At 45.0% G+C, this 16328-nt stretch carries 16 protein-coding genes and 1 tRNA gene; 5 read left to right on the top strand and 12 right to left on the bottom strand.

Going from position 1 to position 16328, the window contains the following annotated elements:
• Positions 1 to 154: 154 nt before the first annotated feature.
• From gap to rpoN, 4 genes are all read right to left on the bottom strand, one after another.
• Positions 155 to 1162 (bottom strand): type I glyceraldehyde-3-phosphate dehydrogenase, encoded by a 1008-nt coding sequence (gene gap, locus A8F94_RS11325; RefSeq protein ID WP_066199874.1) that lies wholly within the window; start codon positions 1160 to 1162, stop codon positions 155 to 157.
• A gap of 80 nt (positions 1163 to 1242) precedes the next feature.
• Positions 1243 to 2265: a sugar-binding transcriptional regulator gene (locus tag A8F94_RS11330; protein WP_066199876.1), complete on the bottom strand. Its 1023-nt coding sequence runs from the start codon at positions 2263 to 2265 to the stop codon at positions 1243 to 1245.
• 170 nt (positions 2266 to 2435) lie between these two features.
• Positions 2436 to 2693, bottom strand: coding sequence for a glutaredoxin family protein (locus A8F94_RS11335; protein ID WP_066199879.1), 258 nt, complete (start codon positions 2691 to 2693; stop codon positions 2436 to 2438).
• A 233-nt stretch (positions 2694 to 2926) separates the two neighbouring features.
• Positions 2927 to 4234: an RNA polymerase factor sigma-54 gene (gene rpoN / locus A8F94_RS11340; RefSeq protein ID WP_066199882.1), complete on the bottom strand. Its 1308-nt coding sequence runs from the start codon at positions 4232 to 4234 to the stop codon at positions 2927 to 2929.
• 295 nt (positions 4235 to 4529) lie between these two features.
• On the opposite strand from rpoN, the gene A8F94_RS11345 reads away from it, so the two are divergent.
• Genes A8F94_RS11345 through A8F94_RS11355 form a run of 3 tightly spaced genes read left to right on the top strand, consistent with a single transcriptional unit; the run spans position 4530 to position 7054 of the window.
• Positions 4530 to 5216 (top strand): hypothetical protein, encoded by a 687-nt coding sequence (locus A8F94_RS11345; protein ID WP_139070074.1) that lies wholly within the window; start codon positions 4530 to 4532, stop codon positions 5214 to 5216.
• Complete coding sequence (locus A8F94_RS11350; RefSeq protein ID WP_066199889.1) at positions 5213 to 6826, top strand: Mbeg1-like protein; 1614 nt, start codon at positions 5213 to 5215, stop codon at positions 6824 to 6826. Before A8F94_RS11345 ends, A8F94_RS11350 begins: the two co-directional genes overlap by 4 nt.
• A gap of 15 nt (positions 6827 to 6841) precedes the next feature.
• Positions 6842 to 7054 carry a hypothetical protein gene (locus A8F94_RS11355; RefSeq protein ID WP_066199891.1) on the top strand — a complete coding sequence of 71 codons (213 nt, stop codon included), beginning with the start codon at positions 6842 to 6844 and terminating at the stop codon, positions 7052 to 7054.
• Between the two features lie 106 nt (positions 7055 to 7160).
• Here A8F94_RS11355 and A8F94_RS11360 read toward each other — a convergent pair.
• A tRNA-Arg gene (locus A8F94_RS11360) sits at positions 7161 to 7232 on the bottom strand.
• A gap of 181 nt (positions 7233 to 7413) precedes the next feature.
• Here A8F94_RS11360 and A8F94_RS11365 point away from each other — a divergent pair.
• Together A8F94_RS11365 and clpP are read left to right on the top strand one after the other, a co-directional pair.
• Positions 7414 to 7986 (top strand): DUF6241 domain-containing protein, encoded by a 573-nt coding sequence (locus tag A8F94_RS11365; RefSeq protein WP_066199894.1) that lies wholly within the window; start codon positions 7414 to 7416, stop codon positions 7984 to 7986.
• Positions 7987 to 8174: 188 nt separating this feature from the next.
• Positions 8175 to 8786 carry an ATP-dependent Clp endopeptidase proteolytic subunit ClpP gene (clpP, locus tag A8F94_RS11370; RefSeq protein ID WP_066199897.1) on the top strand — a complete coding sequence of 204 codons (612 nt, stop codon included), beginning with the start codon at positions 8175 to 8177 and terminating at the stop codon, positions 8784 to 8786.
• A 445-nt stretch (positions 8787 to 9231) separates the two neighbouring features.
• Here clpP and A8F94_RS11375 read toward each other — a convergent pair whose 3' ends face one another.
• The 7 genes from A8F94_RS11375 to A8F94_RS11405 form a co-directional block, all read right to left on the bottom strand.
• Entirely contained in the window at positions 9232 to 9486 is a 255-nt protein-coding gene (locus A8F94_RS11375; RefSeq protein ID WP_066199900.1) for an HPr family phosphocarrier protein, read from the bottom strand.
• Positions 9487 to 9656: 170 nt separating this feature from the next.
• Positions 9657 to 10613, bottom strand: coding sequence for a DNA-binding protein WhiA (gene whiA, locus A8F94_RS11380; protein WP_066199903.1), 957 nt, complete (start codon positions 10611 to 10613; stop codon positions 9657 to 9659).
• Positions 10614 to 10766: 153 nt separating this feature from the next.
• The gene (locus A8F94_RS11385) at positions 10767 to 11735 is read right to left on the bottom strand and encodes a gluconeogenesis factor YvcK family protein (protein WP_066199906.1); all 969 of its coding nucleotides are present in this window, start codon (positions 11733 to 11735) and stop codon (positions 10767 to 10769) included.
• On the bottom strand, positions 11732 to 12625 hold the full coding sequence (gene rapZ, locus A8F94_RS11390) for an RNase adapter RapZ (RefSeq protein ID WP_066199909.1): 894 nt from the start codon (positions 12623 to 12625) through the stop codon (positions 11732 to 11734). The genes A8F94_RS11385 and rapZ overlap by 4 nt, the downstream gene beginning before the upstream one ends.
• A 40-nt stretch (positions 12626 to 12665) precedes the next feature.
• The gene (locus A8F94_RS11395) at positions 12666 to 13124 is read right to left on the bottom strand and encodes an NUDIX hydrolase (protein WP_066199914.1); all 459 of its coding nucleotides are present in this window, start codon (positions 13122 to 13124) and stop codon (positions 12666 to 12668) included.
• Positions 13125 to 13578: 454 nt separating this feature from the next.
• The gene (gene trxB, locus A8F94_RS11400) at positions 13579 to 14532 is read right to left on the bottom strand and encodes a thioredoxin-disulfide reductase (protein ID WP_066199917.1); all 954 of its coding nucleotides are present in this window, start codon (positions 14530 to 14532) and stop codon (positions 13579 to 13581) included.
• A gap of 161 nt (positions 14533 to 14693) precedes the next feature.
• On the bottom strand, positions 14694 to 16190 hold the full coding sequence (locus A8F94_RS11405; protein WP_066199919.1) for a winged helix-turn-helix domain-containing protein: 1497 nt from the start codon (positions 16188 to 16190) through the stop codon (positions 14694 to 14696).
• Positions 16191 to 16328: the final 138 nt, after the last annotated feature.

Genomic DNA, 16328 nt, shown 5'->3' on the forward strand with positions numbered 1-16328 from the left:
CCCTTATCACAGAATTCAATCCACTTGCGCCGCTCCGCCCCTTCTCCATAAATATAGGGAGGGGGATTCTTCCCCGCTCCCCTTTAAAAGCTATTTTTATTATATAAGTTTAGAGACTGGATATCCAATGATACCCAAATCAATTAACCTTGTATTATAGGCCTTTTTCTGCAATGTATTCGCAAAGGTCAACTACACGGTTGGAGTAGCCGTATTCGTTGTCATACCAAGAAAGGACCTTTACCATGTTGCCTTCTAGAACCATTGTGGACAAGCCATCGATTGTAGAAGAAACTGTGCTGCCGTTGTAGTCAGAAGATACAAGCGGAAGATCAGTGTATGCCATGATGCCTTTCAGTGGGCCTTCTGCAGCTTCTTTAAGCGCTTGGTTCACTTCTTCAGCTGTTACATCTTTTTCAAACTCAGCTACAAGGTCAACAACAGAAACGTTTGGAGTTGGCACACGCATAGCCATACCGTTCAGTTTGCCTTTCAGTTCAGGAAGAACAAGGGCAACAGCTTTTGCAGCACCAGTTGTTGTTGGTATCATGTTTTCTGCAGCTGCACGAGCACGACGGTAGTCCTTGTGTGGCAAGTCAAGGATTTGCTGGTCGTTTGTGTATGAGTGAATAGTTGTCATCATACCGCGCTTAAGACCGAACTTGTCGTTCAGTACTTTTGCAAATGGTGCTAGGCAGTTTGTGGTACAAGATGCGTTTGAGAGTACATGATGGTTTGCAGCATCATATTTATCTTCGTTTACACCCATAACGATTGTGATATCTTCGTTGGAAGCTGGTGCAGAAATGATTACTTTCTTAGCGCCGCCTTCAAGGTGTTTCGCAGCGTCATCGCGCTTTGTGAAACGGCCAGTTGATTCTACAACAACTTCAACACCAAGGTCTCCCCATGGAAGTTGAGCAGGATCGCGCTCAGCAAGAACCTTTACAGTTTTACCGCCAACTACTAGGTTTGAGCCGTCAACAGTCACATCTTCAGAAAGCGTGCCGTGAACAGTGTCATATTTCAAAAGGTGTGCAAGCATGTTTGCATCTGTAAGGTCGTTAACTGCAACGATTTCGATGTTTGGGTTATCTAGGGCAGCGCGGAATACGTTACGTCCGATACGTCCAAATCCATTAATACCAACTTTTAATGCCATGTTTATTTCCTCCTTTGATTCGGTAAAACTTTTATTTTTTATATCAAAGGGTATTTACCCTTTAACTAACAAATAACACGTTAATTCTTTAAAATCAGCTTTGCTGCTCCTTCATCCGTAACAAGGATGGTTTGGGGCGGTGCTTGTTTCATGTATGCTCGGATCGCCTTTGCTTTCGAGCTTCCGCCCGCAACGGCCAGAACATCCGGGACATGAATCAGATCATTAAGCTGAAGCCCGATGGTAAGAACCTTGTGGACGATTTCGCCATGGCTGTTAAAATAATAGCCAAATGCCTCGGCCACAGCCTTGTGGGAGAGGATTTTCTCCATATCGGCAGCAGCTGTTTTCCTGCGCTCAGCCATTGTCTTAGCGTCCCCAATCCCATGTAAAACCATGCACGCGGACTTGATTAAGCCAAGTACCTCATGGACTATCGGTTCTTTAATGAATGACTCATAAATCTCCATACTGACCTGGTCGGGAACATAGAAGACTCTGTGCCTCCCATGAGTTTTAGCAGCCATTATCGCACAAATGGTATTGGCCTGATTCTGGACATCCTCACCAATGCCGCCCCTGGCCGGGACAAACATGATTTCCTCATTGGAGAGGTCGGGGCCAAGCTCTTCTGCCACCGCAGCCATGGTTGAACCGCCTGTTACAGCGATGATATTTTTTCCATTCAGCAGTTTTTTCATGCAAATGGCTGTTGCCCGTCCGATTTCGGCTTTCACCATTGGTGACTGATCGCTATCACCGGGTACGATAATGGCGTTTCGGATGCCAAGCCGATGCTTCAGCTCCATTTCCATTACATCTATACCCTTCAGCTCTCGCATTAAGCCTTCGAGATCTTCCAGCAAATTCCTGCCCTCGTGGGTCAAGGACATACCGGCAACACCCGCCGCAATCAGGTTTTGATCCTTAAGGAATTCAACCTCAGCGCGGAGGATCCGTTCTGTATAACCAAGGCTTGCTGCAAGGCTCCGCCTCCCGACTGGCTGCATAATTCCTATGTATCTCAGGATGGCGTACCGCTTTTGCATGACCTCGAGGAGATCGGGTAATAATCTTTTTTGAATATCGAGGAACGATTGCATGTCAGTAGCTCCTTTTTTAAAAAAGTGGACATTGTCCCGCCTTTCGGTTTATGTTATACCGAAAAAGTAATGATGGACTTTTTTTGTCCCAGCTAGACATATTCTGTCCCACTTACTCGAAAAAAAATCACCCCTGTACCTAGCCATTGTAGCAAGAGTGAATGTCACTTTCAACTAATATGATTGCGTTGTTTTTCTTGTAAACGGTTACGCAAATACGTTTCGTTCACAATGCCGTAACCAATTTCTTCGCCATCTATATAAATGACAGGAATCATCAGGCCGAACTCTTCTGTCAGCTCATCGCTTGAATTGATATCAATTTCCTCAAGCTCAAATTCAATATCGTTTTTGATATCGAGGATATCTGCCTTCGCCTTGTCACAAAGCGGGCAGTTTGCGCGCGTATATAAGGTTAGTTTTGTCAAATGAATCCCTCCTTATTGTCCATAGTAATCGTGCTGAAGTGCTTTTTGCAAAAAACTTCTACTAGTAGTTCCGTTCGGCATTTTTTTAAAGCGCTTCTGTACACTCCGAAACTAGCGGGTTGTTGCCCAGTGAGAGTTTAGTGGTTCAAGCGGAGAGTTCTTTATCTTGTACTTCCCGTCTGCTCAAATAAAAATGGCCGACCCTGTTGGCATCGGCCATTTTAACCACTTATTTAAAACCGTTTCCGCTTAGACGAGGACGGGATGCCAAGTTGCTCACGGTATTTTGCGACGGTTCGCCTTGAAATGACGAGGCCTTCAGAATCCATTAGCCTGTCGGCAATATCCTGGTCGGAAATGGGACGCCGTTTATCTTCGTTATTTATATATTCCTTTATAAGTGCTTTTACTTGAGACGAAGAAGCGTTGCTGTCTGCAACAGTTTGGATCCCCGACAGGAAGAATAGTTTCAATTCGAAGGTCCCAAATGGGGTGCCGATATATTTTTCACGGACAGTCCGGCTGACCGTAGATTCATGAACACCAATTTCATCAGCAACTTCTTTCATGGTTAACGGGCGAAGCTGTCCTTTTCCTTTTTCAAAAAAGACTGTTTGCTTTTCAACAATTTTGGCAGTGACCTTTAATAATGTTTCGTTGCGCTGCCTGATGCTTCTTGCAAGCCATTGATAATCATTGAACTTTTCATTTAGGAACTTGATAGCCTGCCTGTCACCAACTGCACTCAAACTTTGGTATAGGCTGTCATTGAAACCAATACTGGGCACGGTCCCTTCTACTAGTTTGACCGCCCATTTGCCATCTGAATACTCAACAACAACATCCGGCACAATGTAAGACGCTTTCTCTGTGAAAAATGGAGCGCCTGGCCTCGGATTAAGCGTTTGAAGCAAGTCTTGGACCTGCTGGATATCATGCAGGGGAAGCTTTAATTCCTTCGAGATTTGCTTCCATTTTTTATCGGCAAATTCTGTAAAGTAATCGGTTACAATTGTTTTTGCATTTTCCGCATCGTCCCCCAGCCTATTAAGCTGTAAAAGCAGGCATTCCTGAAGGGATCGTGCACCAATCCCTGCTGGTTCCAGCTTTTGTATTTCATCAAGACACCCCTCAACCATGTCCGTTGTTGTCTTGGCGCTGGTTGCAATTTGGTCTATATCTCCGCGAAAATATCCGTTTTCATCCATATTTAATATCAAAAGCTTGAATACTAATCTTGTAAATTTATTTAGCTCGCCGGGCGGTACTTGGGAAAATAAATGTTCCTCTAAAGTAGGATGCGCCTCCATCGGAAGTCCATTAATATCGTTTTCCTTCCGCTCGCTCGTGCTTACTCGTTTCTTTCCTCTGTAACGGGCAGTAGTATCTACTTCCATAAGAGGGTTTTCCAGAGCCTTCGCTTCAAGGAAGCTTGACAGTTCCTGGGTGTTATATTGTAACAGAGCAATCGCTTGGGCCAATTCCTGGGTCAGGGACAATTTTATTTCTTGATGCTGCCATAAGCCGGTATGCATTTCCATATATGTCTCCACCTCACACTCCTATTTTACATGAAATTAAAGCACTTGCGTCACTGAAGTGAAAAAGGCTGCAAGAATATGGCGGAAATTTGTCGGCATTTTTCAAAAATGCAGAAATGCCGTCCTAAAGAACGATATCCGCGTTCGGTATACAGGACTAAGGACCTGTCTTTTTGGAAACGTCATGATATCAATTGGCTATCGAATACGGTTCTTGTAAAATTGAAAATAATTGATAATTTTTCCATAATTTTAATTCCTGGGTTTGAATCTATGCACTAGGGAGTCGACTGTATTGAATAAAATGATTGCGCTTGTGATATGTATTTTTTTATCAGTAGGGGTGAGTGGCTGCATGAAAGTGTCTGCCGAAGAAGAAATGCTTCAACATATGGAGGAAAAATACAACGAAGAGTTTGAAATCATTAGCAAGGATACCCAGGCCTGGTCTGCGGGCTATGCGGAAATGAGGGTGAGGTCTAGTAAATTTCCTGACGCATCGATTATCGTCCGCAAGACAAAAGAAACCGGGACGATTTCCGATAACTATGTTGATTATTTAATGAAAAAACCGATTGAAGAAGAGTTCCAGGCGATTCTTTCGCAAGTTTATGACAACTTTAAGGTCATCTACCTATCCGGTGGAACGACTTTGCCGGAAAAAGCAAAGCCAGGTATGACTGTTTCCGAGTACTCAGAGGTAAAAAATTTACCAATGACCGTTCAAATCGCTGTTGAACAAGATCCGGCAAATAAAGATGAACTAGTGGAGAAACTGCGCGCCCTGCTGGAAGAGAAACAATATAGAAGCGAATTGTATATTTTTTATATGCTGGATGGAAAACTGGCGGAATTGGATGATTCGACTGCCAATGAACTATTCAACGGTGCAACCGGCAAGAATTGGGCGAGTCTTAGAGGCGACTTTTCCATGGATCGGAACTATCAATTCCGGACGGCCAGGTGGAGGGAATTGCAGTGAATACTCTCGACCCCAATCTACAGGAGCATGCCAATGAAGCCGCGCTATTGAATGTTATCATGTATTTGAATATTGAGGATGTTGGCGTTAAAGACGGCGAGTATATGTCTGATATCATTGTAAAATTAGGCGACATTTACGATGCTCCCGGTGGATTCGATGCCTATATGGCCAACCACCCTTCTGGAAGCGAGGCTGAATATCAGGAACGGCAACGTCAGTATCAGCTGCTGGCCAATGCCAGCAGCCAAAACGAGCACTTCAGTAATTTAATGATTGATAATCAGAGCCTTTTAATGGATAACCCGCCCTATGAAAACGGGGGGTTAAATGCAACGACTTTTATTGACCAGGATGGCAACGTAACGTTCGTTTACAGAGGAACTGGCGGCGGCGAATGGCTTGACAATGGGACGGGGCTTGGCGGTTCAGTTGTGGCGACCGAGCAGCAAAAAGAAGCACAGGAGTATTTTGACAGAGTCATTGAAGCAAACGGCTGGGATAAGAGCACCCCAATCATCGACATAACCGGCCATTCAAAGGGCGGAAACAAAATTCAATTTGTTACGATGACTTCGGAATACTCGCATTTGATACGGCACGGTTTTTCTTTTGATGGGCAAGGTATGTCCCCTGAAGCGATCGCCTGGTTGAGGTCGGCGCTGGGTGAGGAAGAATTTAATGATCGCCGGAATAAACTGTACTCGATTGCTGCTGATAATGACTATGTAAATATTTTGGGCACCCGCATCGTTCCAGAAGACCATATTATTTATATGGAATCCTTATTAACGAAAAAGGCGTGGCATTTTCCTGATAGTTACTTGACGATGGATGGCCGCTTTACTGACTTTGCTTCTCAAGGGAATTACTCCACCTACCTCGAGGGCCTTTCCACTCTTATTATGAAACTGCCTTCGCCTATCCGAAATGTTATTACCGAAGGCGGAATGGGATTTGCCCATATCGCTATGAGCAAAGGTACGGCATTGGTGAATGGCGGGAGTATATCGTGGGCAGAGATGCTGGGCACTATCCCATTAGCCTTGCAGTTAATACCAGGATCAACGATTCAATTTATTGGTGCTAAATTCGGAATGGATCTTGAAGTGGTTTCCTCGATTGTGACAGCCGTTGTCATGCTGGCCTATGCCCCATCCACATTTTGGGCATTTGGTGCAGGTGCTGCCATAGACTTTATCCTGAGAACAATTGATGATCTTAAAGTACTTCATAAAGTCGCGAGAAACGTTGTTGTTCTTTCAGTAACCGCTTTTCTTGAAACCGCTGTCGGCCACCTGCAATCCTGGATTAACAGCTTTTTGAATCCGGGACTTAGAGCCGATGCAGCCAGTCCAATGATTCGGGTTAACACCGCTAAACTCCGCTCCTACTCGCAGCGATTGAAAAGCATTAACAACCGGATCAGCAGCCTGGACCGGCGGATGGATTCGCTTTATTTCAAAGTTGGGCTTCTTGATATACTAAGCCTTATGCAGGCTGATCTCCTAACGAGCGAAAACAGGAGGCTTGCGAGATGCATTGATTACCTGGAGGACACGGCCGACTCCTTCGAACGGGCCGAGCGGAATATCCTGACCAGTCTATAAATTGGAGGACACAGTATGAGTTCAAGTGCTCAACAGGAACTGTATCTGATTAAACGAGAGCTGCAAACCATCATCAACGAGCTGGAGCAGATTGCCGGCGAGATTGGCCATGAATTTGAAGGAATCGGCAGCGAACAATGTGCCTCGGCCATTCATCGAGTTGCGGACCAATATAGGAATGTTAAAAGGAAATTAGGTAGTGTGGATGTGACGAATGTGAAGGAATAAGGAAGCAGGGGATGGTTCCCTGCTTCTTTTTTGAAAAATCAAATCCTTCCGGAAAAATAAAAAGCCCCAGTGTCTGTTGTTTACAACAAACATTGGGACTTTGGTACGCCCTCGTCAGGACTCGAACCCGAATTTCAAGAACCGGAATCTTGCGTGCTATCCGTTGCACCACGAGGGCATGTATTTGGTGAAGACCTATCTAATAATAACGAAATCAATTGTCATTGTCAATGGTAAAACACCAAAAGGGAGTTGCCAATTTCATCTTTCCTCCCAAGTTTGAATGCAAAAAACTTGTAGACTCGGCTAATTGCGGTCATTATTAAAGAAATATGATTGTTGAGAAAGTGGGAAGTGAAATGGAGAGGCCGAAACGGAAATCCCGAAACAAGAAAAAAATCCTGCTGGCTGTGTTCGCTACATTACTTGTCCTTTTCGGCGCCGGCCTGCTCGTTTCTGATTTCCTAACCCCTAAATCGAAAGTCAAAGTTAAAACAGATGAGTCTATTAGCACACTTGGTCAAGAGGGTGCTGGTTCGGATGGTGCTTCCGCCTATTTGATTGTTGATACGCTGTCTCCGGCAGAACTGGAGAAAGAGCTGCCCAGTACGATGAGGGAAACAACCATGCAAAACAATATCCATTTCATGAGCCACCAAAAGGTCAGGGCTGATGACAAATGGGGTTCGGTGCCGTTGACAGAACAGCGGGTTGACAGACTCCTGGCTATTCTCGAGGCCAAAAAGTTCAAGCACGAGGCTCTTTATTTGGATATCCTGACAAGATGGAAAGAAGGCGATTTTAGCAGGGTTGATAAGGACCATAACGCCATCTGGGATTTGCTGGGCGGGACGGTTGGAAAGGCGTACGGTATCCTTTCTGCCGAAGAGGAAAAGAAGTATATTGAGAAATATTATGACACAGGGAACTAATCCGTAAAGCGTTGGGTTTAAAATGGAAAAGTTCCCCTTTCTTGTTTAAATTCGTCCCGTTTGGGTAAGATGGAAGACATGGAAATTGTCGAACGAAATACAGCTTGACCATTGAGCGGTTTGTTTGACCTTAATTGACCATTATTGTATGATACATACATAACGTATACAAAAGGGAGGATTTCTAAATGAATTTGATTCCTACAGTTATCGAACAAACGAATCGTGGCGAAAGAGCATACGATATTTATTCCCGCCTTTTAAAAGACCGGATTATCATGCTGGGAAGCGCAATTGATGATAACGTCGCAAATTCAATTGTTGCACAGCTTTTGTTTCTAGAAGCCGAAAACCCTGAAAAGGATATCACTGTTTACATCAACAGCCCCGGAGGCAGCATTACATCCGGTATGGCGATTTTTGACACAATGCAGTACATCCGTCCAAGCGTTTCAACAGTATGTATCGGAATGGCTGCATCGATGGGAGCATTCCTGCTTGCTGCTGGTGAAAAAGGTAAGCGTTACGCCCTGCCGAACGCTGAGGTCATGATCCATCAGCCACTGGGCGGCGCACAAGGCCAGGCAACTGAAATCGAAATTGCTGCCAAGCGCATTCTATTCCTCCGCGACAAGCTGAACAATATCCTCTCTGAACGTACCGGCCAGCCGCTTGAAGTAATCGCAAGGGACACAGACCGTGATAACTTCATGACAGCCGACCGTGCGAAAGAATATGGACTCGTTGACCATATTATTTCAAGAAACGTACTCGAGGAAAAGAAAAAGGACGATAAATAAGTTAACGCATTTCGGACCGCTCCCATGAAAGAGCGGTCCTTTGCTTTGTCCAGCTCTTTCTCCTTCTCAAGAAAGGAACTATTTTTCATAAACATTTAGCTTTAAATAAAAAGTGAGTTTTGTGTTCTCAATTAGTTATGAGTCCATTTGCATCATATATGAGCCGTTTTGCCCCATTTATGAGCCTCATATGAGCCGATTCCGCACCGATATGAGCATTTAGACATTTACTGGAAAACCAGTGGCGCCAACTCTCTATACTTATGAGCCGTTTTGCCCCACTTACGAGCCTCATATGAGCCGATTCCGCACCGATATGAGCATTTAGACATTTACTGGAAAACCAGATGCGCCAACTCTCTGTACTTATGCACCACGTTTTGAGCTCCAATAAAAAAAGCGGATTCACCCAACAGGCGAATCCGCTTACAGTTTTTTGAAGAAATTAGTCCTTTTCTACAAAAGTTGCTAAAGCTTTGACGGCTTCTTCCGCGTCATGGCCATCTGCCTGGATGCCGATGACAGCGCCAGTGCTGACTGCAAGGCTCATTAGGCCCATGATGCTTTTCGCGTTTACTTTTTTGCCGTCTTTTAATAGAAAAATTTCTGATGAAAAACGATTTGCCTCCTGTACGAATTGAGCTGCCGGCCGCGCCTGGAGACCGGTTTTCAATTTTACTTCAACTTGTTTCTCTACCATACGTATTCCTCCTCATTTTTTTTTCGTACAGATAAATTATTCTGCCGTACATTCGTATAATATGCCTGTCTCTGCTTCCGGTCTCACCCTTGGCTGGAGCGGCCTCTACCAACACCACGTAATGGGTCTGATTCCTTATGCCGAGTTCTAACAAAGTCTTTAAACTTATTTTACCCCTTCACTTTAGGAACCATTTCCCCAGCACGCAACTTTTCGGCTATTTCGTCAATTTTACGAAGACGATGGTTGATGCCTGATTTGCTGATTGCCCCTCCAGACACCATCTCACCCAATTCCTTCAGAGTAACATCTTGATAGGCGACACGCAATTCTGCAATCTCCCTCAGTTTTCCCGGAAGGATTTCCAGGCCGACTGTCCTGTCGATAAAGCGGATATTTTCCACTTGCCTTAAGGAAGCACCGATCGTCTTATTCAGGTTGGCCGTCTCGCAATTGACGAGACGATTGACTGAATTTCGCATATCCCTTACTATCCGGACATCCTCAAACCTCAATAGTGCGTTGTGGGCACCAATGATATTCAGGAATTCAGTAATCTTTTCGGCTTCTTTCAAGTAGGTAATATAGCCTTTTTTGCGCTCATGCGTCTTGCTATTTAACCCGAAGGTATTCATTAATTCACAGAGAGAATCGTTATGCTCCTTGTACATTGAGTAGATTTCAAAATGGTAGGACGAGGTCTCTGGATTATTAACTGAGCCCCCTGCCAAAAACGCCCCGCGCAAATAAGAACGCCTGCAGCATTTTGTTTTAATCAGGTCAGGTGATATTGCATGATTGATTATAAAACCCTCACCAATGATTTTTAAATCTTCCAGGATTTCCTTTGCTTCACGGGCAAGCCGGACAATATACACATTGTTCTTCTTCAGCTTCATTTTCTTTCTGACTAGAAGTTCAACTTCAGTTTGATAATTCTTTTTAATCAGAATATAAATCCTTCTGGCAATTGCGGCATTTTCCGTTTGGACATCGACCACGAGCTTCCGGTTTGAGAATGAAAGGGATCCATTCATCCGAATCAAGGCGGAAAGCTCTGCCTTTTGGCAGCAAGGCTTCGCTTCAATATTGGTCAGTTCTTTTTTTGTTTCTGAAGCAAAAGACATTTCCTCACCTCCAGGCCAGACAAACGTTTGCATGGCTATTAATGTTTGTACGGATGGAAACCGGTTTGGTTTCGCCTGTCACTCTTTTTTAATACTTTTTTCGTTTTGCCTGTCCATATGTCATTCATACAGTGAAATCTCATAAAGTTATGTCTAGTTTTTTTCTTCATTCAGCATTGAATACAAAATCGATGCGACCTTTTTTGTATCATGCCTGAGCGCTGTCCCGTCCTGGACCGCTATTTCAGCAAAAACAACCTCAACGCCAAGACCCCGGAGCGCTTCTGTATCATATTTGACAGGATGTGCCAGCTCTTCCTTGTAGCGAAGCTGAATGTCCTCATCAATTTCCTCATTGTTGACCAGAATCGTATCAATGAACGCACAATCCATATGGTCATATATCGCCCTAACATGATCGCTCGCGGTATAGCCGAAGGTTTCGCCCGCCTGTGTCATTAAATTACAAATATATACCTTTCGCGCTTTCGCTTTGCAGACAGCATCCCCAAGTTCTTTTACGAGCAGGTTTGGCAAGATGCTTGTATACAGGCTGCCTGGGCCGATAATAATCATATCAGCCTGTTTGATCGCCTGCAGTGTTTCAGGAAGAGGCTTGATTCGCTCAGGGGTCAGGTAGACCCGTTTAATTTTTTTGCCCGAATAGGGGATTTTCGATTCCCCTGATACAACTGTGCCATCCTCCATTTCAGCATGGAGGACAACGCTCCTGGCCGCCGCGGGGAGCACTTTTCCCCGAACATTCAGGACCTTGCTCATTTCTTGAATCGCATGAGTGAAATTGCCTGTTATGGAAGCCATTGCTGCAAGAATCAAGTTCCCCAGCGAATGGCCTGAAAGTTCATTTGAAGTGGCAAACCGGTGCTGGAACATTTCCTCCACAAGGGGTTCTACATCGGATAAGGCAGCAAGGACGTTCCTAACATCGCCAGGAGGCGGAATATTGAGGTCCTCACGCAGCCTGCCTGAGCTGCCGCCGTCATCCGCGACGGTCACAATTGCTGTGATATCGACTGGATATTTCTTTAACCCTCTCAGGAGGACAGGTAAGCCAGTTCCGCCGCCAATGATGACGACCCTCGGAAGTCCTGTCTTGGTCATGTCGTTTTTTCCTTTCTTTTCTCAATGTCGCGGTGTGAAACGACTGTCTTATAGTCTTCCTTATAAAAACCGGCAATGTATTCAGCCAGGGTAACGGAGCGGTGCTGGCCGCCAGTACAGCCAATCGCAACGACAAGCTGTGACTTGCCTTCCCGTTTGTAATGGGGCAGCATGAACGTAAGCAGGTCAATCAGTTTTTGAATAAACATTTGTGTTTCTTTCATCTTAAGGACATAATCAGAAACCTCTTTGTCCAATCCGGTCTTTGGCCTCATATGTTCGATATAGTGCGGATTTGGCAGGAACCGGACATCGAAAACAAGGTCGGCATCAATCGGAATCCCATGCTTGAAGCCGAATGACACAACATTCACCGTAAAGGATGTTTGATTATCCTTTGAAAATTCTTTCAGGATTTTTTCACGCAATTCTCTCGGCTTCATATCAGAGGTGTTGTAAATGATTTGAGCCCTGCCCTTCAGCTCTTCAAGCAGCTCACGTTCAAGCTTAATCCCTTCGAGCGGCAGGCCTTCGGTAGCAAGTGGATGGGAGCGGCGTGTTTCTTTATATCTGCGGACCAGAGCGGCATCATCCGCATTCAGGAACAAAATTTTAGGTGTTACCCAGGAAGTCTCAGCAAGCTCATCGAGCGCCCTGAACAAATGATCAAAAAACTCGCGCCCCCTCAAATCCATCACAAGGGCAACTTTATTCATTTTATTCCCGGACTCTTTCATAAGTTCGAGGAATTTTGGCAGGAGGGTCGGCGGCAGGTTGTCGACGCAGAAGAAGCCCAAATCCTCAAAGCTTTGGATGGCAACTGTTTTACCTGCTCCCGACATTCCTGTAATAATGACCATTTGTGTATCATGGACTGAACCCATGCTCATGCTTTTTCCCCCTAGTTCATAATTTCTAAAAATAGTCTGTTTATTGCGGATCTAACCTGTAGCTGATTAATTCATAATCAGGTGTATAAGTAAATGTCCCATAGATGATATCCTGCCCATGGATTAAATAATCGAGGATATGGTAGTCTCCAGGTGCCATCGGCAGTTCGGAGATTTTATCGACAGGGTGCCAGCTCAGGATACCTTCTTCGCACGTTTCATTTGGTTTTCCTTCCGATTCCGTAGCAAGGAACGTAAACATCATCCATTCATTTACCGTCTGGCCATTTTCCTGGATAATGATTGTAAAAACGCTTTTCAGCCTTGGATTTTTCAAATACATTCCGGTTTCCTCGCGGTATTCACGAATGACCGAATCACGGATTGATTCCCCCGGCTCCATTTTCCCTCCAGGTGCTGACCACCAGCCCCGGCGCGGTTTTTGTAAAAGAAAGATTTTGTTGTCCTTCATCAACACACAGTTGGCAACCCTCTGCACTTCTTTCCACCTCAATTAACAGCTACAAAATTATATACGAACGGCACTTCCGCCAAAACGTTAGAGTTGTATCACCTAATTATACTATTTTTAGTATTGCCCTACAATGAACGGAATCGATAAGTTTATACAACAATCCCGTATTTCTATGTAAAAAACCTCATAGGTACATGGAAAAATTCAAAAAAAGGCACGGGCGGCTGCCCGTGCTAAAAGGGTATATAAAAAGGGGGTCAATTTCTATTTTTATCATACCCGACCATTATTTCACTCTTGTTACAAACAGGTTAAATACAGGTTAATTTTTTTAGACGAGCAGTCAAAATTTTCAAGAATGAATGAAGCCTGAGGGGCATGGCGAAATCGAGGCTGTTTCTGTCCCGGTTGACCACTCAGTTTTCAGGTGTGCCAAACCTTTCGTTTATCACCTTTTCCGGATGGCTGTATAAAGCCACTATACCTGCCTTGCTTTCATTTCTTCCTTGACTTCTTCAACATAATGCTGAGCTGCCTGGGCAGCAATACTGCCATCGCCAGTAGCGGTAACAATCTGGCGAAGAGTTTTTTCACGGATATCGCCCGCAGCAAAAATGCCTTTAACTTTTGTTTCCATCTTCTCATTTGTTTCGATATAGCCGTTAGCATTCGTGATGCCAAGGTTTTCAAATGGTTTCGACAACGGCACCATTCCGATATAGATGAAGACACCATCTGCAGAGACTTCCTTTTCGGAACCATCGACAGTCGAAACAAGCGTTACACTGCCAACCTTGCCATCTTTGCCGTTGATTTCCTTGACTGTGTGGTTCCAAATGAAATCTACCTTTTCATTGGCAAACGCACGGTCCTGAAGGATTTTTTGCGCACGGAGCTCATCGCGGCGATGAATAATCGTTACCTTAGTCGCAAATCGAGTCAGGTAAACTCCTTCTTCAACTGCTGAGTCTCCTCCGCCTACGACGAGAAGCTCCCTGTTTTTGAAAAAAGCACCGTCGCAGACTGCGCAATACGATACACCGCGGCCGCCGAGTTCCTTTTCACCAGGGACACCGAGTTTCTTATACTCGGCACCGGCGGAGATAATAACCGAGTAAGCCTTGTACTGCTTGGAACCGGCAATAACAGTTTTTGTATCGCCATTGTCGATGACTTCCTTGATGTCGCCGTAGGCATATTCGGCACCAAACTTCTTCGCGTGCTCGAACATTTTGGTGGAAAGGTCAGGGCCGAGAATATGCTCATAACCCGGATAATTTTCCACTTCTTCCGTATTCGCCATCTGGCCGCCTGGAATGCCGCGCTCGATCATCAGCGTCGAAAGGTTTGCCCTCGATGTATAAACAGCCGCTGTCATCCCTGCCGGCCCGGCACCAACAATAATGACATCATAAATTTTTTCCTCTGACATGCCTGTCACTCCTAACTATATAAACGGTCGGATTACTATTTTTGAAAAAAGGGGAGCCTTACTAAGCTTCCACTGATTCGGATATCTTTTGTATAGAGTTCCCTATTCATCCTTATCCTATAAAACACAGCCGCCGGAGTCCAACAGAATGCTCATGTTAATTATAATAAAAGGCAGGAGTCGACCAGTTTGACGTATTTGCCGACTGTTCCAGCTGACAGGCCATATCGGCCGGCCAGTTCAGCCATGGTGATTCGTTCGTTCTTGTATTTATACCAAGCATATTCGGTTGCCGCCGCCCACGCTTTTTTATTTTTAAGGTTATGTCCCTGGGCCTGGGCTTCAGCAGCAATCGCAAACCACATCAAGTACAATCCGGATTCAAGCGCGCCAATCGGCTGATACGCATCATAGAACAGTTCAGCTGTTTCATGTGCATCCTTCATGTCGGTTGAATTGCCGTATTTCAAGTAGGCCAAGTATTCTTTTTCCAGAAACGTAAACTTCCCGTTTTGGCAGGCTTGTTTGGAAGAAAGAAGTTCCTCCCTTTCAGGTGACATGGACGCCAGAAACAGAGCGAATAACCTTTCCTCCAAATAGTCGCTGTCCATCTTATGCAAAATGGAACGAGGGATTTCTTCGTACCCGGCGGCAGCCGATTCATTCCAAGGTTCTGCGCCCTCTTTATCCGGATTAAGTTCAATCACTTTTTTCCAAATTGACTTGGCGAGGTCTTCCCTGCCTGTAAAATAGGCGGAATAAGCAAACCAGTAATAAAACGGTCCATCTCCATCAAATCCTCGCTTGTAAAGCCGCTTTAACCATTCAAAGGCAAGCCCATACTCGCCTGCGAGTGCGAATGTCGCGCCAAGCTTAAACTGATGATCCACCATCATCGGCTTGACCTTGCCGAGCATGCCAATCAGCCTCGTCTTTTCGGCTGTGTCCCGCTTGTAATGCGCAAAGACAAGCAAATTGCATAGCGCATGAAGGTTGCCGGGATTCCGCTCAAGAACATCGGCGAGGACACCTTCGGCAAGTTCGGCCTCGCCCATGTAAAAATGGGCAAGTGCCAGGTTATTATAGGCCGACCAGTAGGTTGGATATTCTTCAACAATCCCCTTTAGCATTTCAATCGCTTTCGGAAAATAGCCGGCTTCAAGCAGGTTCCGGGCCTCCTCTTGGCGAATCAGCAAGTCGTCTTCCTGGAACCACTCTTCCTCATCTTCCTCTTCATCGCTTTCAAGGAAAAGCACCTCAAGAAGATCCTCGGAATCATCAGAGAACTCACCATCCGGTTCAAGTTCAAGATAAACCCTTGAATGGCGGACAGCATCTTTAAAGAAACCCAAGTGGGCATAATTATTCGCTAAAAAATAATGGCACTCATTCATATGCGAATCCAATTCATCCAAAATCATATGAAGCAGCCTATTCGATTGTTTATATTCACCTATTTCAGTCAATACCAAAGCAAGCTGGCACGCAATCATCGGTTCTCCCGGCTCAAGCTGCAATGCCCTCTGCAAATAACGTTTTGCTTTTTCAAAATCCCGGCGGTGGTAGGCCTTCAGCCCTTTTGTGAAATAGTGCTCACCAGTCGGGAAAAAGGAGAGAATGTTCCCCTTGGATTTAATAGCTTTCGAGTCTTTCCCCATGAAGTCCTCCACAAATGTAATTAACTAGAGTAGTATATCACAAAACTCGAGGTACGTGGAGGTGGGGTTGAGGGATAAGGATAAGATTGGCAGATTGGGAGGATGGGAGGGGTTAATAATACCTAGTTAAGTTGGAGC

The organism is Bacillus sp. FJAT-27225, assembly GCF_001685025.1.
In the GTDB taxonomy this organism is placed as follows: domain Bacteria; phylum Bacillota; class Bacilli; order Bacillales; family Cytobacillaceae; genus Bacillus_D.